Source organism: Corynebacterium sp. Marseille-P3884 (assembly GCF_017942225.1).
In the GTDB taxonomy this organism is placed as follows: Bacteria; Actinomycetota; Actinomycetes; order Mycobacteriales; family Mycobacteriaceae; genus Corynebacterium.
In genome coordinates, this window is record NZ_JAGKSD010000008.1 from 36,331 (window position 1) to 59,594 (window position 23,264).

At 63.7% G+C, this 23,264-nt stretch carries 8 protein-coding genes; all 8 read left to right on the forward strand.

The window, feature by feature from the left end:
* Positions 1-10: 10 nt before the first annotated feature.
* Positions 11-2,224, forward strand: coding sequence for an NADP-dependent isocitrate dehydrogenase (locus J5Y21_RS06420; RefSeq protein WP_210573802.1), 2,214 nt, complete (start codon positions 11-13; stop codon positions 2,222-2,224).
* Positions 2,225-2,471: 247 nt separating this feature from the next.
* Entirely contained in the window at positions 2,472-3,371 is a 900-nt protein-coding gene (locus J5Y21_RS06425) for a DUF4132 domain-containing protein (protein WP_210573805.1), read from the forward strand.
* Positions 3,364-7,899: a hypothetical protein gene (locus J5Y21_RS06430; RefSeq protein WP_210573806.1), complete on the forward strand. Its 4,536-nt coding sequence runs from the start codon at positions 3,364-3,366 to the stop codon at positions 7,897-7,899. The genes J5Y21_RS06425 and J5Y21_RS06430 overlap by 8 nt, the downstream gene beginning before the upstream one ends.
* Positions 7,896-12,455 (forward strand): hypothetical protein, encoded by a 4,560-nt coding sequence (locus tag J5Y21_RS06435; RefSeq protein WP_210573807.1) that lies wholly within the window; start codon positions 7,896-7,898, stop codon positions 12,453-12,455. The genes J5Y21_RS06430 and J5Y21_RS06435 overlap by 4 nt, the downstream gene beginning before the upstream one ends.
* Positions 12,452-17,059: a hypothetical protein gene (locus J5Y21_RS06440; RefSeq protein WP_210573808.1), complete on the forward strand. Its 4,608-nt coding sequence runs from the start codon at positions 12,452-12,454 to the stop codon at positions 17,057-17,059. The genes J5Y21_RS06435 and J5Y21_RS06440 overlap by 4 nt, the downstream gene beginning before the upstream one ends.
* On the forward strand, positions 17,056-18,156 hold the full coding sequence (locus J5Y21_RS06445; protein ID WP_210573809.1) for an AAA family ATPase: 1,101 nt from the start codon (positions 17,056-17,058) through the stop codon (positions 18,154-18,156). The genes J5Y21_RS06440 and J5Y21_RS06445 overlap by 4 nt, the downstream gene beginning before the upstream one ends.
* Positions 18,153-21,542, forward strand: a complete 3,390-nt coding sequence (locus J5Y21_RS06450) for a DUF5682 family protein (protein ID WP_210573810.1) — start codon at positions 18,153-18,155, stop codon at positions 21,540-21,542. The genes J5Y21_RS06445 and J5Y21_RS06450 overlap by 4 nt, the downstream gene beginning before the upstream one ends.
* The gene (locus tag J5Y21_RS06455) at positions 21,539-23,158 is read left to right on the forward strand and encodes a hypothetical protein (protein ID WP_210573812.1); all 1,620 of its coding nucleotides are present in this window, start codon (positions 21,539-21,541) and stop codon (positions 23,156-23,158) included. The genes J5Y21_RS06450 and J5Y21_RS06455 overlap by 4 nt, the downstream gene beginning before the upstream one ends.
* The last annotated feature ends 106 nt before the right edge of the window (positions 23,159-23,264 follow it).

A 23,264-nucleotide genomic window follows, 5' to 3' on the forward strand; every position in this document is an offset into this window, starting at 1 on the left:
GAGGTGACCCATGGCCAAAATCATCTGGACCAAAACGGACGAAGCTCCGCTTCTAGCTACCTACTCCCTCAAACCGATCGTCGAAGCCTTCGCCTCCAACGCAGGCGTGGACGTAGAGACCTACGACATTTCCCTCGCGGGCCGCATCCTCGCCCAGTTCCCTGACTACCTGGCCGAAGACCAGAAAGTACCCGACTACCTGGAGAAGCTCGGCGAACTGGCAGGCACCCGCGACGCCAATATCGTCAAGCTGCCCAATATCTCCGCATCTCTGGTGCAGCTGCGCAAGGCCATCAAGGAACTGCAGAACGCCGGCTTCGACATCCCCGACTACCCGGCCAACCCGACGAACGAGACGCAGGAAGACATCCGCGCGCGTTACGATGCTGTGAAGGGCTCCGCCGTCAACCCGGTCCTCCGCCAGGGAAACTCCGACCGTCGCGCACCGCGCTCGGTGAAGAACTTCGCCCGCAAGCACCCGCACTCGATGGGCGCATGGTCCGCTGATTCCAAGACCAACGTGGCCACCATGTCCGAGGGGGACTTCCGCCACAACGAGAAGTCCGTCATCATCGACGCCGATGACACCCTGACTATGAAGCTCGTCGGCGACGACAAGGAGCGCGTCTTCCGCGACGATGTGAAGGTCGCCGCTGGCGACGTCGTCGACGCGACCTACATGTCCGTCAAGGCCCTCGACGCCTTCCTTTTGCGCGCTGTTCAGCGCGCAAAAGACGAGAACGTCCTCTTCTCCGTCCATCTCAAGGCCACCATGATGAAGGTCTCCGACCCCATCCTCTTCGGCCACGTCGTCCGCGCCTTCTTCAAGGACGTCTACGACCAGTACGGCTCTGAGCTTCTCGAAGCTGGTCTCGACGGCGAGAGCGGCCTCGGCGCCATCTACAGCGGCCTGTCCGAATTGGAAAACGGCGAGGAGATCCGCGCCGCCTTCGACAAGGCCATGGCTGACGGCCCGGCACTGGCGCAGGTCAACTCCGCCAAGGGCATCACCAACCTGCACGTGCCGTCCGATGTCATCGTCGACGCCTCCATGCCGGCCATGATCCGTACCTCCGGCCACATGTGGAATGCCGACGACCAGGAAGAAGACACCCTGGCCGTCATCCCGGACTCCTCCTACGCTGGCGTCTACCAGGCTGTTATCGACGACTGCCGCGCTAACGGCGCCTACGACCCGACCACCATGGGCACCTCCCCCAACGTCGGCCTCATGGCGCAGAAGGCCGAGGAGTACGGTTCCCACGACAAGACCTTCAAGATGCCTTTCGACGGCACCATGCAGGTCGTCGCCGGCGACGGCACCGTGTTGATGGAGCACACCGTTGAAAAGGGCGATATCTGGCGCTCCTGCCACACCGGTGGCCCCGCCATCGCGGACTGGGTCAAGCTGGCCGTCGACCGCGCCCGCAAGTCCGGCATGAAGACCATCTTCTGGCTCGACCCGCAGCGCGCCCACGACACCAATATCCAGCAGATCGCCGAGAAGCAGCTCGCCGGCCTGGACACCGACGGCCTCGACATCTCGTTCGCTTCCCCGGAGGAAGCCACCAAGATCACCGTCGACCGCATCCGCCGCGGCGAGGACACCATCTCGGTGACCGGCAACGTGCTGCGCGACTACAACACCGACCTCTTCCCCATTCTCGAGCTGGGCACCTCCGCCAAGATGCTCTCCGTCGTCCCGCTCATGGCCGGCGGCGGTCTGTTCGAGACGGGCGCAGGCGGCTCTGCACCGAAGCACGTCCAGCAGGTCGAGGAGGAAAACCACCTGCGCTGGGATTCGCTTGGCGAGTACCTCGCCCTGACCGAGTCCTTCCGCCACGAGCAGGACAAGAACGACAACGCCCGCGCCGGTGTGCTTGGCGACACCCTGGACCGCGCCATCGAGACCTTCCTCGACGAGGGCCGTTCCCCGTCCCGCAAGGCAGGCGAGATCGACGACCGCGGCTCCCACTACTTCATCGCCCGCTACTGGGCCGATGAGCTGGCAAAGCAGACCGACGACGCTGAGCTGGCATCCGGCTTCGAGAAGATCGCCGCTGAGCTTCGCGACAACGAGGAGACCATCCTGCAAGAGCTTCTCGACGTCCAGGGCGGCCCCGCCGACCTCGGCGGCTACTACTGGTTCGACGACGCCAAGACCACCAAGGTCATGCGCCCGTCCGAGACCTTCAATCGCATCGTCGACGCACTGGAGAGCTAACAGCTCCCGACGCTGACGTTGGCCACCTCCCAGAACGGGAGGGCGGCCGGGTGCGTGTGGCGTTGATAAGCAGTGTTTTTCTACATTCCTATTCCTGGGTCAGCGCGTTCACCGTTGAAACCGCGACCTTTGACGAAAAGTATCCAGGAATAGGTTTTTGTCGTTCAGCTGACAGCCCTTACCTAATTGGCTGTCGATTCACCTCATCGTGACACATTCGGGTGTGATCTGAAGTACATTCGCGGGCATGAGCGCCACCGCAGAAGCAGCAGAACCCACATGGATCGACGTGACCGGCGGATACGCCCTGACCATTGACGACGGAGCAATCCGAGCCCGCAACGCCAAGGGCAAAAAGCTGAAGTCCGTTCCCGCGAAGGTAAAGAAGACCGAGGAATACTTACAGCTTGACAGCCTGCTTACGTGGCTGAAGACCCACGATGAGGAATGTGGCACCCAGGTGGAAACGTGGCTGCTGCGCTCCCTCCCCGTCCCCTCGGTAGTCCTCGCCGAAGTCTGGCGAGACGAGACGTGGCAGTCCTGGCTGCGAGATCTCATCATCCAGGCCGCAGACGACGCATCTGTTGCTGGATTCCTGAGGGATGTGACGAAGTCAGACGACGGCAAGGTCGAGCTCGGCGTCGTCGACTTGGACGGCGAAACGCGCACGATCGTGGCCGAAGAGATTCTCATCCCGCACCCGGTGCTTCTGGATGACTTGGAAGACCTGCGTGAGTTCGCCGCTGATCTTGGTGTGGAACAGCGCTTCGATCAACTCCAGCGCGCAGTGTACGAGCGACCCGATCCCCTGCCGAAGGAGTCGTTAACCAGCCTGGACGCATGGGCGGGTGCTACCTTCGAGAAAGCGCGCTTTGCAGTGAACCGCGCTCAGTCCGGCGGGTTCATTGTCAAAGGTGGGTCCGCTAAAGCCCGCATCTACGAAGACGGCCACCTCGTGGAAGCGAGCTACTGGATCGACTCTGATGAGCATCCCGAGTACGAGGCGCACACTGGCGAACTGTTTTGGCTGATTGACGGACGTACCGTCTCGGTGCGGGAAGTTGGACCTGTCGCCTACAGCGAGGGCGTCCGCATGGCCACGCACATTCACGCCGGCCGAACCGTCGAAGGGAGCGACGATGCATGACATTCGCACCCGCCTCGAACAGGGAGGTATCACGCTAGAAGCGGCAGACAACTCCTTCCCTCTTGCCGCAGCCACCTACACCCACCCCGTGTTGGCCGGTCGCCCCGTTGTCAGGCTCACTCCCGAGCCACTCGTGGAAGCAGACAAAGCCACCCTCGCGGTGACCGGACTTGAGTTGGAAGGGCACACACCTGTCGGTCACGTACGCCGTCGCGCGGTCGGTTTTCCCGAATGGCCGATCCTCCACGACCCCGACAACGCCCACGTCGCACTCGACCTCGTTGCCGACTTAAAACGTCTTTCCACCCGCGCCGCATCCAAACCGGGAGCAGCCAAGAAAGAGCTCGACGCACTCGCGGACACCCTCGATGCCAGCGCCCCTCACTTCGTGCCCACATTCTTAGAAGAGGCCGGCCGCATCTTCCTGGAGATAGGCAACACGTCGTACGCATCACAGATGTTCACCAAGGCGCGCGAAGTTGAACGCCGCCACGCACTGCCAATCGACGAGGAGCGCCACCGCGAAGTCATGATGGAGTTCGCCTATGCAGGGGCGATTTCAACGAAAGAACTCACCGCGGAGGCAACGAGCCTAACCGAACGTTTGGAACCAGCAGACGCCTACGATCGATTCCGCTCCCTGTGCTTGGAGCGTGTCCGCAGCGGACTTACTCCCTATTCCGGGATGAAAAAGGACCTGGCGAAATTGGCAAAAGCAGCGGGGCTAAAACCCGCCGACGAAGAAGCGTCAATGGCCGCAGAACTCCTGCGGGAACCCTCCATCGAGCGCGCGAACGATAAATTCTGGAAAGACTACAAAGCCGCGATCCCGAAAGCAGCCAAACAGGACGAAACGCTACAGGCCTACCTGCTGGGATTGTCTCCCTGGGAACTTACCGCCGACGACTGGATCGATATTCTCCGCGCAAGCGGAGCCATCGATCTGGTGAAACAAGGTGAGCACCCCGACTTCGTCGAGCGCATCATGAAGAAAGCCACCTCCGCATGGTCGCGGTCAGCAGACAAGGTCGTTCCACTGTTCGAAGAGATCCTTCCGCACGCCGGCTGCACAGCGATCAGCTTGAGGTGGGGTTCGTTTGACGACGTCCCCGCAGAAGCATGGGAGCAGCTACTCGACCGCGACGTGGCCATTGATTTCAAGATCGCGTTTCCTGAAACCTACATCGATCTGAAGTCCTGGGCGAGCCGCGAGAACCGAGCTCCGCTTCCTCACTTAGCCGTCAGTGACCAGCTGCGGAAGTACATGTTCAAGGGCATCGAACACGCCTTTGAACACCCCGACGAGATCGCGGTCATCGCCACCGATCCGCACCTCCACCCCCTGGTCGTGGAGTTTCTCACCACGCAGGTGGAGTCTCTGGAATCAGCACCGCCAACGGCAGACCGTTTGATTACAGTGACCGATGTCGTTCGCAACTTCGAGTTCGTCGACGACACCGAGATCCAAGCCTTACTCGACCGCGTGCGGACATACCATGGCAACTTGGCCGAAGTATTAGCAGAGACCCTACGCCGTGGCCTGCTCGACGAGATAGGCTGGCCGGAATTCGAAGTCGCCTACTCCGACAAACTCGAAAACGACCCTCGTAACTGGACGACGGTGATAGATTGCTGGCCGGGCGTGTTGGTGCACAACATGTCGGAAATCGAGCTGGTTGTCGGCAACTCCCGCACCGAGATCCAGAACTGGACCGGTGAAATGATCCAGCGCGTCGTCGAGGCAGACGGCCAAATAGCCATTGTGACGCGGAGCAGGTCCGCTCGCAGGATCAGCTGGTCTGGTTCACGCGATCCGATGGAAGACGACCCGCACTCGGTTGCGAGCCACACCTCTTTATACGCTTCAGTGCCTGTCCCCGGCGGACGCCTCTTCGGAGAAAATACCGTCGTCCGTCCCGGACAGCCCACATGGGCCTACCACACCGCGCAGCTCTTCGTCGAAGGCGACCGGGCCTGGATGGTCACAAACGCTGAAGAGATCGTCGAGATCGATCCCGACACCGGTGTACTCGGCCGGGAGTCACTGCCGGATTGGTTCGAAGAGCAATGCCGCCGCCACCCCGACCTTGTTTTCGATCCGCTCAGCTCCCAATTGCGTCCCGTCTGCGACGAGACCGCGCACTCACCATTCTCCACGGCAGACGGATACCACCGGCACGCGGTTTTTCACCGCGAAGACGACCCGAATTTCGCTCTCATTGTCGATGCGGACGGCACCGAGTTCACCGTCACCGGCAAGCTCGCCCGCTCCGCCTTCGGGGTGATCCGCCTTCCCGACGGACAGCCACGCATTATTGTGTCATCGGCACAGGGCACATGGACAATCGACCCGTCCGATGGCATGCGCACCCAGTTCTACGGTCTCGAATTCGACTCCAAAATGTGGTGGCACCACACCCGGTACCGCGACCCAGAACTGAGCGCGAGGTTGCGCAAGATCACCGCTGATGACCTAAGCCACGTCATCAAACACTTCACTGAACCGCACGTCGACGATGAGGTGGCCGATACCGTCGGGCGACTGCTAGACATCGACGAATACGCGGTAAACCGTGCGATCGCGCGGTATGCCATATCCCTGGCCCAGTCCTGGCCCGGATGGGAGACCTCGGGCCCCGAAGAAGCATTGTCGACTACGCTCAGCCTGAAAGATCACGAGGACATTTTGCTGTCGACCATGCAGTACGAATGGGATGACATCGACGGCCTCCCCATCTGGTACGGCACAGCGAAGCTAGGCTTACACGACAAAGAACTACCTCAACCATCATCGCAGTGGCACAACGGTCCGAACAACTGGATCGAGCTGCTCGGCTGCGCCGACGCACTTCTCGCGCTCGCTGTCATTCCGGGCCGCACGGCAGAACAAGCCCAAGCACTTAAAGAACTGTGGGTCCTGCTGCGCGACACCAATGCCCTTAAGGCCGATCACTTGATCGTCGAGAACGTGAAGGTTCCCCACAATCTGCAGCCACAACAATTTCCTCAGCAGTCGCTGCTTGCTGGCCTGGAATACCACTGGAGACGTCCACTCGTGCGGGCCGACGGTGGCGGCCCCAACACTTTCGACGGCAGCCCCGTGGAAGTCTACTCTAAGCGGGAGATCGCGCCGTCGCGTACGGACCTCGAGCCTGTCTTCGACGCACTCATCGAGCGGCTCCGCACCACCGGCCCGCAACCATGGTCGCCCGAACCCGGTAAAGCATTCGCCGCCGCAAGCGGCGCACTGCTGACCGACGCGCATTTGATCATGGCTGGATTCCCGAACTTCCATAAGTGGGGGTCCAATTTCATGCCCAAAGAGCTTCGCACAGCAATGGGGCTCAAGGTTGCCGAGGCAAAAGAAGCGAAACGCAGGATAAGCCACGCCAATGGGCATTTCTTGCGTGTGCTCGCCGCAGGCATTCCAGACGATGCTGAATCTGTCGTGGACAAAGGACTAGATACCCACGCCATGGCAGCGTACTGGTCCGAGCACGGCCCCGCCGCACCCCCACAATTGCCAGAGGAGCTCGCCAACCGGAAACCGAAGTACCTCGACGAAAACATCACCCTCAAGGTTTTTGCCGGCGAGCACGACGACGATGGTTGGTGGTCCGAGGAAGTCGCCTCGTTGCTTTGGCTGGCCAACGAGTTTGATCTTTCAGACCCACACCGGCAAACCCTGGCCGATTACGCCGAGAAACTGATCCAGTCCCCCTCCAGTTTGGACAACATCGCGCTCGGCCCCATCAGCAACTATTGGGAAGTTTGCCGCAGTCTCGGTCTGCCCGTCCGCAACGTGAAGGACCCTGATGATCCGCTCTACCAGTCTGAGCGTTTCGCTCTCAGACAGGAAGCTTGGGCCGGCTCCTCCCAGATCATCGCGGACTTGAGCAATGTCACCGACGCCGATGACCCCGATTTGGAACAGGCCATCTATTGGGGCGCTATGTGCAGCGGGTCTGTGCAGGAGCTCGCGGCCCTGAAAATCATGCTGCACGGTGGGTTGGACGCTTACGCTCAGTGGCTGCGCGAACCAGGCGAAGGCGACCCGCACGATCCGCTGGCCGTCGTGCCCGAACTCGTCGGAGAGGTGGCATCCACCTTGAACGTGAGTGAGAATGCCGCCCGCTACTATTTGCAGCTTCTCGCCTGGCCAGACCCCACAGACGCGAATGTGCGCCGCTGGAATGAGTGGAAAAAAGCAGATATCACCAAAGCTGGCACCGAATTGGTCAATGCAGGCGTCGTCGTCGAAGCGAAGCGGTCCCGCGCCAAGCGGAAGTACTTCCTGCCTGGCGGTTGGTTGGAAGGATACCCGCCCCACCTGCCGATCGAAACATGGAAAAAAGAATCCTTCGGCATGGTCAAAATAGCCACGCGCAGTAAATACGAGCCAATGCTCGGCGCGACTGTCGCGCCTTTACCACCCACAAAGTGGTTCGCCACCTGCTGGCAACGCTCACGAGGAGACGACGCACCACAATTCGCCGAAATCGAAACTGACCGAAAGAATCACCGATGACGTTAGATGACAGCACCCGCCTCGAGCAGGGTGGTATCACACGAGAAGCTGGAGAGCGCTCCTTTCCCCTCGCCGCAGCCACGTACGCACATGCACTTTTGCCTGGCCACCCCGTCGTCAGGCTCACTCCCGAGCCGCTCTTGGCTGCAGAGAAAGCCGCCCTCGGAGTAACCGGACTTGAGCTGGAAGAACAGACTCATGTCGGTCATGTGCGCCGTCGCGCGGTCGGTTTCCCCGAGTGGCCGATCCTCAACGACCCCGATAACGCCCAGGTCGCGCTCGACCTCGTTGCCGACTTAAAACGTCTTTCCACCCGGGCACGGTCCAAGCCGGCGGCGGTGAAGACAGAGGTCAACAAGCTCGCAGACGATCTCGACGCAGCCGTCCCGCACTTTCTGCCGACATTCTTGGAAGAGGCCGGCCGCATCTTCTTGGAAGCTGGAAACACGTCGTACGCATCGCAGATGTTCACGAAGGCGCGCGAGGTTGAGCGTCGGCACGCATTGCTTATCGACGAAGAGCGCCACCGCGACGTCATGATGGAGTTCGCCTTTGCTGGGGCGGTCTCCGCGAAGGAATTCACTGCGGAGTCCACGCACCTGGCTGAGCGGATGGAACCTGCTGAGGCATACGAGCGGTTCCGTGCACTCTGCCTGGAGCGAGTCCGCGGCGGGCTGACTCCCTATTCCGGGATGAAGAAAGACCTGGCGAAGCTGGCCAAAGCGGCGGGTTTGAAACCCGCCGACGAGGAAGCTGCCCTGGCCGCAGTTCTGCTGCGGGCGCCCTCCATCCAGCGCGCTGACGGCAATTTCTGGAAGAAGTACAAGACCGCGATCCGTAAAGCCGCCGCGAAAGATGAAGCGCTGCGCACCCACCTGCTGACACTGATGCCGCGGGAGATCAGTCCCAACAATTGGATCGATGTGCTCCGCGTGAGCGGGTCCGTCGACCTCGTGAAGCAAGGCGGACACCCCGAGTTCGTCCAGCGCATCATGGATCACGCGGACCGGAGCAGGTGGCACCGGGAGGAGAAGGACACTCTCGCCCCGCTGCTCGGAGAGATTCTTCCGGACGCAGGCTGCACGGCTGTCACCATCGAGTGGGGTTCGCTGTTCGACATCCCGGCGGATGCGTGGGAGCAGCTGCTCAGACACGACGTGGAGCTCGATTTCACGTACCTCTACCCCAACGCGTGGATCGACCTCCCCACGTGGGCAAAGAACGCGGAACGCCTCCCTTTGGCGCATCTCGCAGCCAGCGAACAGCTGCGGAAGTGCATGTTCCTCGGCATCGAACGCGCCTTCGAGCACCCCGACGAGATCGCAATCATCGCCGCGGATCCGCACCTCCGTCCGCTGGTGGTCGAGCTCCTCACGGAACAGGTTGAATCGCTGGAATCCACACCACCGACGGCAGACCGTTTAACCACGGTCACCGATTACGTCCGCAATTTCGAATTCGTCGACGACACCGAGATCCAGTCCCTGCTCGACCGCGTCCGGAAATATCACGGCAACCTAGAGGAGGTTCTGGCGGAGACACTGCGCCGCGGTGTGCTCGAGGAATTGGGCTGGTCGGAATTCGAAAACGCCTACTCGGACATCTACAAAAATGACCCGCACAACTGGACGGTGGAGACAGACTGCTGGCCAGGAGTCCTGGTGAACAGCATGAATGACATCGCGCTAGTCGTGGGCAACTCCAGAACCGAGATCCAGAACTGGACTGGTCAACCGGTGCACGGAGTCGTCGAAGCAGACGGCCAGATCGCCATAGTGACCCGTGACAGGACCGCATACAAAGATCAGATCAGCTGGTCCAGTTCACGCGAACCGATGGAGGACGAGAGGGGCTTTTCCCGGGTTTCGGGAACCAACGCTCTCAGCGCTTCAGTGCCTGTCCCCGGCGGACGTCTCATCGGGGAGAAAGCCATCATCCGGCCCGGCCAGCCCACATGGAGCCAAAGAAGCGCGCAGTTCTTCGTCGAGGGCGACAGGGTCTGGATGCTAAAGGACGAAGAGGAGATCGTCGAGATCGACCCTGGCACCGGCGAGCTCGGCCGCGAGTCAATGCCGGATTGGTTCGCTGAGCAGTGCCGCCGCCACCCCGACCTTGTCTTCCAGCCGCACAACTCCCAATTGCGCCCAGTCTGTGACGAGACTGCTCATTCGCTTTTCTCCACGGCGGACGGATACCACCGGCACGCGGTGTTCCACCGGGAGGACGACCCAGCTTTCGCGCTCATCGTCGACGCGGACGGCACCGAGTTCACGGTCACGGGCAGCCACGCCCGGGCAGTTTTCGGGGTGATCCGCCTTCCCGGTGGCTCACCCCGCATTCTGACGAAGGTGGCTCCAGACACGTGGATGATCGACCCGGCAGACGGCATGCCGACCCGCTACTACGGCCTCGAGTTCTCCAACGCCATGTGGTGGCACCACACCCGGTACCGCGACCCAGAATTGAGCGCGAGATTGCGCGAAATCACTGCGGATGATCTTCGCCCAGTGGTCGAGAGCATCGGTGAGCTGGATGTCGACGACGAGATGGCTGAAACCGTCGCACAGCTACTGGACACCGATGAATACGTGGTGAGCTACGCGATCGCACTGCACACCTCGTCCCTGGCCCAGTCGTGGCCGGATTGGGAGACGTCGTCCTCGGCAAAGGCTGTGACGAGCAGACTCAGCCTGGAAGAGCACAAAGACGTGTTGCAGTCGGCCATGCGCTACGGATGGATGGACATTGACGCTGTCAGCATCTGGCACGGGGCAGCGAAGCTGGGCTTGCACGACAAAGAACTGCCGAAGCTGCCGACAACATTGTTCCTCAGAGACGAGAACAACTGGGTCGAGCTGCTCGGCTGCGCCGACGCACTCCTCGCACTCGCTGCCGTACCGGGCCGCACGGTTGAGGAGATCGGTGCCCTCAAGGAGCTGTGGATTCTGCTGCGCGACGCGAATGTCCTCGAGGCTGACCACTTGACCGTCGAGGAGCTGGAGGTTCCCAGCAGCACCGAGGATCAGAAACGACTTCCCCGGCGGTCGTTGCTGGCGGGCCTGTATTACAGGCGTGATCGCCTGCTCGTGCGTGCCGACGGCGGCGGCCCCATCACCATCGACGGCCACACGCTGGAAGTTCACTCCACAAGGGAGATCCCGCCGTCGCGCACGGACCTCGAGCCGGTTTTCGACGCACTCATCGAGCGGGTCCGGGACAACGGCCCACAGCCGTGGTCCCCCGAGCCCGGCGAAGCCTTCGCGGCCGCAAGCGGTGCGTCGCTGACTGACGCGCACTTGGTCATGTCCGGGTTCCCGAACTTCCATAAGCAAGAGTCCAATTTCATGCCCAAAGAAGTGCGCACAGCAATGGGGCTCAAGGTGGCTGAAGCCGAAGCAGCGAGAACCCGAATGCGACAGTCGCGCAGACATTTCCTGCGTGTGCTCGCAGCCGGCATTCCCGACGATGCCAGCTCCATACTCGACAACGGACTGGATGCCGCAGCCATGGCGGAGTACTGGTCCGAGCACGGACCCGCAGTTTCCCCGCAACTGCCGCCCCAACTCGCCGACCGCAAACCGAAGTACCTCACCGAGCGCGTCATCCTCAACGTCATCGCCGGCGAGCACGAGGACTACGACTGGCCCGAGGAAATCGCCTCGCTGCTCTGGATGGCGAACGAGCTGGACCTTTCAGACCCTCGGCGGCGCGCCCTGGCAGGCTACGCCGAAAAGCTGATCGAGTCCCCCGCCAGGTTGGACGACATCGCACTCGGCACCCTCAGCGCTTACTGGGATGCCTGCCGCCGGCTCAATCTGCCCACCCGCAAGGTGAGTGACCCCGACGATCCGCTCTACCAGTCCGGGCACTTCACTCTCAGGCAAGAGGCGTGGGCTGGCTCCTCGCAGATCATCGCCGATTTGAGCGATGTCACCGACCCGGACGACCCCGACATTGAACAGGCCGTCTACTGGGGATCCATGTGTGGCGGGTCCGTGCAGCCGGTTGCGGCTCTGAAACTTCTGTTGACCGGCGGGTTAGCCGCCTACGCCGAGTGGCTGCGCGAGCCTGGCGACGGTGAACCGCACGACCCGCTCACCGTTGTTCCCGCTCTCGTCGGCGAGGTGGCCTCCACCTTGGAGGTGAGCGAGAATGCCGCCCGCTATTACCTGCAGCTTCTCGCCCTGCCCGACCCCACTGACGCAAATGTGCGCCGCTGGAACGAGTGGAAGAAGGCGGACATCACCAGTGCAGGCGCCGAGCTGCTCGATACGGGTGCCGTCGTCGAAGCGAAGCGCTCGCGTGCCGGGCGCAAGTACTTCTTGCCGGGCGGCTGGGTGGAAGGACACCCACCCTACCTGCCGATCGAGCTGTGGAAGATGGATCCGTTCGGCATGGTCAAGATGGGTGCCCGCAGCAAGTGCGAACCGATGCTCGACGTCACTGTGGCACCTTTGCCGCCCACGGAGTGGTTCGCCGTCTGCTGGGAGCGCTCGCGGAGCGACGATGCGCCGCAGTTCGCCGAACTCGAGATTGACCGTAGAAATGGACGATGACGTTGGATGACAGCATCCGCCTCGACCTCGGAGGCATGACTAGTACCGTGACGGATAATTCTGTGCCGCTGGTAGCAGCCGCTTACACGCACCCGGTGCTTGCCGGTCGCTCGATTGTGCAGCTCATTCCCGAGCCACTGGCCGAAGCCGAAGAATTGGCACTCGGTGTCATCGGTCTCGAGCCGGCCGGCCGCGTGAACGTGGGCCACACGCGGCGTCGGGCGATCGGCTTTCCCGCTTGGCCGATTCTCAACGACCCCGAGAACGCGCATCACGCGCTCAACCTCGTCGCCGACTTGGAGCGCGCGGGCAAATACGCCGCCAGCAAGCCCAAGAAGTTCAAAGAGGCAGTCGACGAGTTGGCTGACAAACTCGACAACAGCGCGCCGCACTTTCTTCCCACCTTCTTCGAGGAAGCCGGACGCATCTTCATCGCCGCGGATAACGGCAAGCTCGCCGCGCAAATGTTCACGCAGGCGCGCGACGCGGAACGCCGATATTCACTGGCTATCGACGAACCCCGCCATGCCGAAGCCGTCCTGGAATTCGCTTACGCCGGGGCGCTGAGCACCAAGGAACTCGGCAACGAGGCGAAACGGCTGGCGGAACAGCTTGAACCGGAAGAGGCGTACCGCGCATACCGCACCCTGTGCCTGGAACGAGTGCGGGGTGGGTTGAGCCCGCACGCCGGAATGAAGAAAGAGCTGGCAAAGCTAGCGAAGGCCGCCGGCTTGGACACTGCTAAGGAAGAAGACGGGGTCGTTCGCGATCTGTTGAGCGTCCCGTCGATGCAGAAGGCCGGCGCGCATTTCTGGAAGAACTACGAGAAGGCTATCTGCCGCGTCGCCGAGGACGATTCCTCGCTCATCGACCGCTTGCTCACGCTGTTCCCGCGGAACGTGGACACCGACCCGTGGCTGCACCTGCTGGAAACCACGGGCGCGCTCGACGCGGTCAAAGACGGCACGCACCCGGACTTCGTTCCCGGCCTCCTCCTGTTCGAGTCCCAGTGGACGAAATGGCCGTATACGCCGTCGACCCAGTTGACACCGGTTCTCGCAGATATCCTCCCCCATGCCGGTCTCAGCACCGTCACCGTGCCTAAAGACCGGCTCCATTACCTGCCGGCGGCAGCCGTCGAGCAGGTTCTCGCGAACGGACTGACCTTCACATTCTCCCGCTCACCATTTCAACCGGACGTCGACCTCACGAGGTGGGCGCGCCTTCCTGAGCGCGCACCACTTCCCCACCTTATGGCGGACGAATCGCTGCGAGGAGCTGTCATTCTGGGGATCAAGAATGCGATGCGCCATCCCGAGGTCGTGGAGGTGTTCACCGCCGACCCGCACGTCAGGAAGTTGGTGGTGGAGCTGCTCACGGAGGTCGTCGACAAGCTTGAAGCGGGTGTGCCGACCGTCGACCATCTCACGCAAGCCACGACATTCGTCCGCGGCTTCGAGCTCGTCGGCGACCGGGAAATTCAGGCGCTCCTCGACCGGGTGCGTGCGATTCACCGCGATCCGGCTGTGCCCCTGGCTGAATCCTTGCGCCGCGGCCTGCCCGATGAGCTCGGCTGGCCTGAATTGGAGCAGCTCAACTGGAAGTACGGGGAGCCAACGCAGCTCACTTTCTGGCTAGACGCCGAAGATTGTTGGCCCGGCGTCGTTGTGAGAGAACATACCCGCGCTACCTACCTGCGCGGCCGCACCACTACCGAGATTCCGAACTGGACCGGCGAGAAACTCTTCAGCGCCGTGGAAATCGACGGCCAATTCGGCCTCGCCACTTACACCAACTCGAATCCACGGCTGTGGTGGGACGATACTCCCAAGGGCATGTCCAGCGCATGGAAACAGTTTTCGGACGACGGGCTCTCCGCCTCGGTCCCGGTGCCCGGCGCGCGCATCTTCGGTGCCGACACGGTGATGCGCCCCGGCCATTCCACGTTGGCGAGCGGCAGCGAGCATTTCTTTGTCGACGGCGACCGGATATGGCTCGTCGAACGCTCCGCGCTTGACGACGTCTCCCCTGTGGTAGAAATCGATCCAGCCACCGGTGCCACTGGCCGCGAGAGCTTGCCTGACTGGTTCGCCGAGCAGTGCCGCCGCCACCCGGATTTGGTGCTCGACCCGTGGCGTTCTCAGCACCGGCCGGTGGAGGAGACGACCGAGGACTCGCACTTCTCCACTGCTGACGGGTTCCACCGTCATGCTGTGTTCACCCGTCCCGACGACCCCGACTACTGCCTGCTGGTCGATGCGGACGGAACCGAATTCACCGTCACCGGCAAGCACGCGCGCGCAGTCATCGGCGCACTTCGCCGCCCCGACGGCGAACGGTGGGTTCTCACTAATGAACGCATAGATCCTGTCGTTGTCGATCCGGACGACATGACCCCGGTGGCTGTGCGCGGCACGCACCTCCACTCGCAAATGTTGTGGCACCACTTCCGTGTGCGCGAGCCCGAGATAAGCGGGAAACTGCGTCAGATCACTGCCGACGAGGTTCGCCCGCTGGTGGAACAGGCGCGCGGGAGTGACGGCGGCGTCGATAAGCGAATGTGCGAATGTGTCGGCAACGTGCTCGATGTTGACGACCCGGTGCTGCGCTACGCGATTGCGTCCGTTGCGCATGAGGCGGCCACGACCTGGCCGCAAGAGGACGCCGGTGCACGGGCGGAGGACCTGACCGGGGCACCGACGTTCGCCGAACACCATGACGTGCTCCGTCCCCTCACGCGGTTTCCCCTCTATGAATTCGACGCGATGGACATCTGGCAAGGCGCGGCAATATTGGGAACGCACGACCGCTATGTCCCTGAGAAGGGGTACACCCACAACAGCACCAGAGGCTCAAACGACTGGATGAAACTGCTCGGTCACGGCGATGCCCTGCTTGTTTTCGCGGCAGCCCCCGGCCGCACGGCAGACGAAGTCCAGGCGCTGAAGGAGCTGTGGACGGTGCTGCGGGACGCCGGAGCGCTCACGGCTGACAACCTCGTGTTTGAAACGTACGATTCTGCGCCGTTCACGCCGGGAAGCGAAGAGCAGCTTCCGCCTCAGGCGGTACGGCTTGTGCGCAGCGGTCCCCGCGGCATCCTGATTGTGCGCGTGGCGGGCGAGGAACCGATGACTGTGGACGGTGCACCCTTGAAACTGATAAGCCGAACTGCCATCGCGCCGTCGCGCACCGATCTTGAGCCGGTCTTCGACGCACTGCTCGCCCGCATTGAGCAGGACGGTCCACAGCCGTACTCAGCCTCTGCGGGCGAGGCTTTCGCCGCTGCAGCTAACGCTCCGCTTGCCGACGCCCACCTGATCGCCGCCGGTTTCCCGAACTTCTTCTCCTTCGACGCCAATTTCGTGCCGAAGGATCTGCGCACGGCCATGGGACTGAAAGTCGACGAGCTTAGAACGGCTCGAGAACGGTTGATGTCCTCCGGCGACCACTTCGCGGCGGTCCTGGCAGCTGGCCTGCCCGACGATGCGGAGGAGTTGCTGACCAGCGGCCCGGATACCAACGCCATGGCCCGGTACTGGTCCGAGAACGGGCCGGACTACCTGCCCGAACTGCCGGCGCACATCGCCGAGCGCATCCCGAAGATGCTGAAACAGAACGTGCTGCAAAGCGTTGCCGCCGGCCAGCACATCGACACCGACAACGCCGACGGCTGGGCCGAAGAGGTCGGTGCTCTGATCTGGCTTGCCACTGAGCTGGACATGGCCGATCCGCTGCGCCCAGCGCTGGCCGATCATGCCGAGCGGCTGCACAACTCCCCGCGGGGCATCGAGGCGATCGAGATCGCTGTCGCTGGCGCCGGCAAGAACGACGACGCATTTCGCAGCGCGATCGGTGCACCGAAGCGCACCGAGGGCGACACGGACCGGAAAGACCTGCAGGCAGGCAGGTTCACAGTCGAGCAGCATTACGACTGGGATTCGGTCCTGGTGGATCTCTCGAATGTCGATGAACCGTGCAGCGACTTGGACCTGGCGCGCGAATGGGCAAAGGACCTTCACAACGGCGCCAGCAGCAGGATGCGCGTGGCGGCAACGGACTTCCGCGCACGCGGTTCCCTCACCGCCTACGCAGAATGGCTGAGGCAGACGGGTGAGGGAGAGCCGCGCGACCCGCTCGTCTCCGCTCCCGATCTCGTGGCGACAGCGGCAGACACTCTCGGAGTCAGCGAAGACGCGGCCCGCTACTACCTGCAGCTGCTGGCCTGGCCCGACCCGACGGACAAGAATATCCGCCGCTGGAACGCCTGGAAGAAAGCCGATATCGTCCGCGCCGGTTCCGAACTCGTTGCCGCCGGTAAAGTCGTCGAAGGCAAGCGCCCCCGCTCAGGCCGCAGCTACTTCCTGCCCGGTGGATGGGTAGAAAAAGTGCACAAGTCTGAAGGACAGCTCCCGGTCGAGGTGTGGAAGCTACCCGCATTCGGCATCGAGCAGAGTGGCTACAACGGCGAATTCGAGCCGCAGCTGGGCATCGCTGTCGCGCCCTTGCCGCCGCCGGAATGGTTCGCCGCCTGCTGGGAACGCTCACAGGGGGATGACGCACCACAATTCGCAGAACTGGAGACCACGAGGAGGAGACGCCGATGACGCACCAAGTCGTACTAGCAGAAGAACGCTTCGCGGATGAACTCGAGTTCCTCGAGCGCTGGGATACCGGCGCACGCCCACCAGGTTGGAAGCTGACACCGCGCGCCGTGGTCGCTTTCATTATGGGTGGCACCGATCTCAAGGCGGGGCGGTCCAAGCTGACCATCGCGCCGAAATACGTCGGCGATCCAGCGCTGGTGGAGCGCTGCGTGATCACGCTAGCGGGTTCTCGCGGGTTGATGCTGGTCGGCGAGCCCGGCACAGCCAAGTCGATGCTCTCCGAGCTGCTGTCAGCTGCGATCTGCGGAACCTCCGGGCTGGTGGTGCAGGGCACCGCTGGGACGACAGAAGACCAGCTGCGCTACGGCTGGAATTACGCGATGCTGCTCGGAAACGGCCCCACTCCTGAGGCGCTGGTGCCCAGCCCGGTGATGCGTGCAATGGAAAACGGCGCGATCGCCCGCATCGAGGAGATCACGCGCTGTCTGCCCGAGGTGCAGGATTCGTTGGTTTCTTTGCTGTCGGAGCGCCGCATTGCCGTGCCCGAACTCGGCGACATGTCGGTGGCGGCCACCGAGGGCTTCGGGCTCATCGGCACGGCGAACCTGCGCGACCGCGGAGTGTCCGAAATGAGTGCGGCCCTGAAACGCCGCTTCAGCTTCGAGACGGTCCACCCCATCGCCGACGTGGATGCGGAAATCGCCCTCGTTTCCAAGCAGACCCGGCGGGCCTTGGACGCCGCTCAGATCGACGCGCCTGTCGACGAAGTCGTTGTCGAAGTCCTCGTCACCGCCTTCCGCGACCTCCGCACCGGTGTGAGCCGGGAAGGCTGGCCGGTGGAGAAACCCACGACGGTCCTCTCCACCGCCGAAGCCGTGTCCGTGAGCACGTCGATCGCCCTGGCCAGCGCCTATTTCCCTGCCCGCAGCGACGGCCTACGTGATGTGGCTGGGCACCTGCTCGGTGTCGTCCGCAAAGACGACGAAGCGGACGCGGACCGGCTCCGCGGCTACTGGGATGGAGTCGTCCAGCGCCGAGCAAAAGACGGCGCTACACCGTGGCGCACCCTGTGGGATCAGCGCGACGAGCTGGCATGATGGGGGAAAACGTTGCGGGAGCCGTCGATAAGCTAGCGCGCGATTCCATCTACTTGGTTGGCGTACGGCACCACTCGCCGTCGCTCGCACGCGTGCTGCCGCGGCTGCTGGATGAGGCGCACCCGGACGCGGTGGTGCTGGAATTGCCGGCTCAGGCGCAGCCGTGGTGCGAGTGGATCGCCCATCCCGAGGCGACAGCGCCGCTCGCTTTCGCGGTCGCCGATGACGACGGCACGATCGGTTTCTGGCCGTTGGCCGATTTCAGCCCGGAGCTCGTCGCCCTGCGGTGGGCGCGCACGCGCGACGTCCCTGTGATCTGCGCCGACCTCTCCCCCGCCGCGCGCCCCGAATCGTCGGAGGCATCTGACGGCGAGTTCAACGTGGGCACGCTTATCGACGCCCACGTTCGCGCCGAACACCCCGACGACGCCTGGGACCGCCTCGTCGAAGTCCCCTCCGCTGGCGCATCACCCGAAGCTGTGCGCCGCAGTGCTCTGGCTTTCGGCTGGGCGTACCGGCAGGGGCGGATGCTGGATGAGCGCACGGCCGCGCGTGAGGCGTCGATGCGCGAAGGTATCCGCCGTGCCCGCGCTGAGCACGGCCCCGCTGTGACCGCGGTGACGGGCGCGTGGCACAGCCCGGCGCTGACCTCTGAGCTAATCGACGCTGAGGCGGAGTCCGACCGCGAGCTGCTTGGCTCCCTGGACTCTGACGGCGAGCCTACGGCCAGCCTCGTCCCCTACTCGCAGAAGCTGCTCGATTCCCGCTCCGGTTACCCGTCCGGCATCCGCGACCCGCGCTGGCAGCAAGCGGTGTTGACCCACGGCGACGACCCCGCCGCATTCGAGGGCGCCGTGACCTCTCTGCTCACCCAGCTCGCTGCCCATCTCCGCTCGGAGGGCCATCCGTGCGGGCCAGCTGAGATCCGTGAGGCGAACCGCATGACGCTCGACCTCGCTGCGCTGCGCGGGTTGCCGGTGCCGGGCCGCCGCGAATTCCAGGAGGCCTGCACCTCCGTCTTCGCGCAGGGCGACGTGCTCGGGCGTGGCCGCGCCGTGGCCCGCGCAGCCGAGAAGATCCTGGTGGGTAATCACAACGGCGCCCTCGCCCCAGACACACCCCAATCGGGTCTGGCTCTCGCTTTTGCTTCAGATCTCGCTGCCCTGCGCTTGCCGGGCGCTGGCGAACGGTCGCGCGAGCTGACCCTGAATCCGCTGCGCCTGAAAGACTCCTCTCCCGAAGACACATTGGACACCCGGCGCGAAATCTTCCTGCAGCGCTGCCGAGTCGCACGCATTGCCTACGGCATATCCAACGATGTCATCGGCGTCGGCGGCGCCCAAGCGGTGAGCACGAGATGGACAGTGCTTTACGACGTCTCCACCAGCGCCAGCCTCCCCCACGCCAGCCGATTCGGTGTGACCGTGGTGCAGGCCGCCAAAGGCGTTCTGCGCACCCGCCGCCCCGACTCCGACTCCGATCCCGACCCCGACGTCCTGGTGACCGGCCTGACTGACGCCGCCGCCGCTGGACTAGCCGACGAATTCGACTGGTGGCTTAACGCCGTGGCGGCGGAGCTGCCCCCTCGCGCCGGTATCGACGCTTTGGCTGAGGCAATCGAGGTCATCGCCGCTATCGGCGAAGGCACCGTCGCAGGAATGCTACTGATTGACCGTGACGCCCAGATCGCTTCTGCCCTGGAGATTCTCGCTGATGCCGCTGTTGCGCAGGTCGACGGTCTCGCGGGCAGCGACGACCCAGCCGATGCCGCCGCGTTGGGCCGCCTCGTCGCCTTGCGACACGCGGATATCGGGCTGCGCCTAGCGCACTCGCTCACCGAATTCGTCTCCGCTGCCTCCCCACTGATGCAGGGGGCAGCTACTGGTTTGCTGCACCGGATCGGCCACGATACAGCTGGCCTGACCGGCATCGCTTCCCGCATCCGCGCTGCCTCCAGCGTGCAGGGCCGCCGAGATCTGACCCGCTGGTTGACCGGCCTGATCACCGCAAGCCCCGAATTGCTCACTGACGAGCCCTCACTCCTCGACGATCTCCGCTCCGGTGTCGAAGACATTGACGAAGCGATGTTCGTCGCCCGCCTCCCCGCATTGCGCGGCGGCTTCGACCCGATGTCTGCCGCCGAACGCGAACGCTTACTTGAAGCTATCGGCGCCGACCGCGCACGGCCGACCGATGTGCCTGCCGAGGAACTCGCCCGCTGGGCTACCGAAGACCACGCAGCCTGGGAACGCCTCCAACGCCTTGGCCTCACCTCCGTCGCCGTGTCTCCCAAACAGCGCTGGTCGCTGGTGCTGGGGCGCCGCCACCACGAACTGACGGGACCCGAGCAGCGGAGACTAGCGCGCAGCCTGGACCAGCTGTACGGCAGCGGTGACGGCGAAGGATCCTCTGTCAGCTATCTGGGCGGCCGTGGTGGATCCGAGCCTCCCTACCCCACCGCGCGCGAATGGGCCGACGACCTCGACGCCCTGTTCGGCGAGCACGTGCGGGAAGACATCGCCGCTTCAGCGATCACTGCCCGCAACCCGCTCGCCATCGACCTCCTTGATAACACTCAGCCCCGCGCATCCGTCGAGCTCCTCAACGACATCCTGTCTCTCGCCGGCGGCATGCCCGAATCGGCTCTGGCGAAGCTGCGACCGATTCTGCGCCGCATGGTCGCCGAGCTATCCCAGGCGCTAGCCAACCAGCTCCGCCCCGCTCTCAACGGTTTACAGGGGTGGCGCCCCACCACGCGCCCCTCACAGCGCTTGGATGCCGCGGCGACCATCCGCAGGAACCTACGCCACGCCGTCTCCGGCTCCGACGGCACCCCGCAGCTCGTCGTGGCCACACCGATTTTCCGCCAACCGCTGGCTCGGCGCTCAGAATGGCACATCATCGTGCTTGTCGACGTCTCCGGGTCCATGGAACCCTCCACCGTCTTCGCCGCGATGACCTCCGCCATTCTCGCCGGCGTGGACGCACTATCGGTGACGTTCCTGGCCTTTTCCACCGAGGTCGTTGACCTGACCGACCACGTCGACGACCCGCTCTCACTACTGCTGGAGATCAAGGTCGGCGGCGGCACCGACATCGGCGGCGCCCTCGCCGTGGCGGGGGAGCGCGTCACGGTCCCCTCGCGCACAATGCTTGTTCTGATCAGCGACTTCGAGGACGCCTACTCCGCATCCTTCATGCTGTCCCGTATCGAGTCCTTGCACAACTCCGGCGTCCGGATGCTCGGCTGCGCCGCATTGGACGATTCCGGGGCAGCGCGCTACAACGCTAAGATCGCCGCGCACGCCGCTAGCGCAGGCATGGCTGTCTCCGCCGTCTCCCCGACGGAGTTGGCACGATGGGTGGCAGAGCAGGTGCAACGATGACCCACAACGATCTTCCCGGCATGGACCCGACCTTCGTCGCCGCCACCATCGAAGCACTCCCCGGCCGCCTGCAAAAGCGCCTGGACAAAGCAGACCCTGACTCCTGGACTATCGCCGCTGGCGCTGGCGCCGACACCACCGTGACCGTCGGCACCGCCACCGTCACGCTTGACCCTCCACAAGCCGCGGAGTGCGACTGTCTACTCAGCCCCCGCTGCCTCCACCTGGCGCAGGTGCTGGTGAGCTGCCCGTCGGCTGAGGCGCAGCCGGACTCCGCTGACGATCCCGCTGCAGACTCCACTGATTCCACCGATTCCGCCGACTCTTCCGCCCCCGCTGACGCCCCACTGGCACTTACCCGCGAGCAACTGGACACCCTCGAACTCGCCGAATCCTGCCTCACCGGCTTGCTCGACCGCGGGCTCGGCGGACTCACCGCCGGTGACCGCGCGAAAGTGCTGCGCGTCGTGGCAGCAGCGCGGGTGCAGAAACTGCCACTGTTGGCTGCCCACTTCGCCAGGCTCCACGGCTACCTCGGCACCGGACGCCTCGGGTACGGCGAAAGCCACGTCACCCAGGACGCAATCTCGACGCTGGTGGAAATCGCATTAGCGACTCACCAGCTCCGCCACGGGCACGACACCGGAACATTGAGCATCGATGCCATCGGCACTGTGCGCCGCGCCTACGAGCCGGTGGGGAGTCTTCGGCTGCGCGGGTGGGCGTCTGAGCCGCTTCTCACCGCGTCCGGTTATAGCGGGGTCATCACCTATCTGGTGGACGAACGCGACGGCCGCGTCTGGGAACTGTCCTCCGTTCTCCCCGGCGACAGTGCGCAGATCGCTCAGTCCTACAACGGCGACACTGAGCTGGGCCAGTTGGGGCTCCCGCACCGTGACGTCGCCCGTACCGGCCTCCTGCTCACCAACGCCACGGCCTCCGCCGACGGCAGGTTAGGCCGTGGCAAGAAACTCCGCGTCAGCGCACGCACCCCGGACACAGACGCCGTTCCGGCGCAGGACTGGTGGTTCGGCGACGCTGTCCTGCGGGGAATCGAGGACGACGGACTCCATCCGGTATTCGTGTTCGACACCGACGAGGGTCCACTGCGCTGTCAGGCCAGCCCCACCGCTGAACGCATCGGCAGCCCCGCCTTGAGGACTCTGGCCAGTGCGGACAACGTGCAGGTGCAACTTCGCCTGCGCCAGCGCCACGCCCAGGAACCGGGCAGCGCCCCATGGATCCTCATCGGTGTCGCTCACGAAGACACCTGGGTGTTCCCCGGCCTCGACCGCCCCAACAACCACTGGCTCGGCGTCCCCAAGGACGCGGAACCGGTCGCTGTCCCCTTCTCACAAATCGAACCGGAAACGGTGCTGCGACGGTGGCGAGATGCCGTGGCACGTCAGGGCCGACGCGCGGTGACCGGTACGAACCGCGAACGGGTCATGGCCGATGCCACGTGGCTGCGCTCTCACGCCAGCGGCCACCGAGCCGACATCCTCGAGAAGCTTGCCGACGCCGCCGCCACCGGCTCCCACGATTTCGACGGCCGCTTCCGCCCCGACCCCCGCGACATCCCCCGCCGCTGGGCCGCCGTCGCCGCGGTGTGCTGACCTCTGAGCTGCGAACTCCAGCCGAGTTCCAGATGTTAACCCCAAATCCTAGATGTTAACCCTAGAACTTAGTTTCCCCTGGTCGCCGAAAATCAGCCGACAATGC

Coding starts and splice junctions, on each gene's coding strand:
- J5Y21_RS06420 (WP_210573802.1), top strand. CDS start 11: ATGGCCAAAATCATCTGGACCAAAACGGACGAAGCTCCGCTTCTAGCT.
- J5Y21_RS06425 (WP_210573805.1), top strand. CDS start 2,472: ATGAGCGCCACCGCAGAAGCAGCAGAACCCACATGGATCGACGTGACC.
- J5Y21_RS06430 (WP_210573806.1), top strand. CDS start 3,364: ATGCATGACATTCGCACCCGCCTCGAACAGGGAGGTATCACGCTAGAA.
- J5Y21_RS06435 (WP_210573807.1), top strand. CDS start 7,896: ATGACGTTAGATGACAGCACCCGCCTCGAGCAGGGTGGTATCACACGA.
- J5Y21_RS06440 (WP_210573808.1), top strand. CDS start 12,452: ATGACGTTGGATGACAGCATCCGCCTCGACCTCGGAGGCATGACTAGT.
- J5Y21_RS06445 (WP_210573809.1), top strand. CDS start 17,056: ATGACGCACCAAGTCGTACTAGCAGAAGAACGCTTCGCGGATGAACTC.
- J5Y21_RS06450 (WP_210573810.1), top strand. CDS start 18,153: ATGATGGGGGAAAACGTTGCGGGAGCCGTCGATAAGCTAGCGCGCGAT.
- J5Y21_RS06455 (WP_210573812.1), top strand. CDS start 21,539: ATGACCCACAACGATCTTCCCGGCATGGACCCGACCTTCGTCGCCGCC.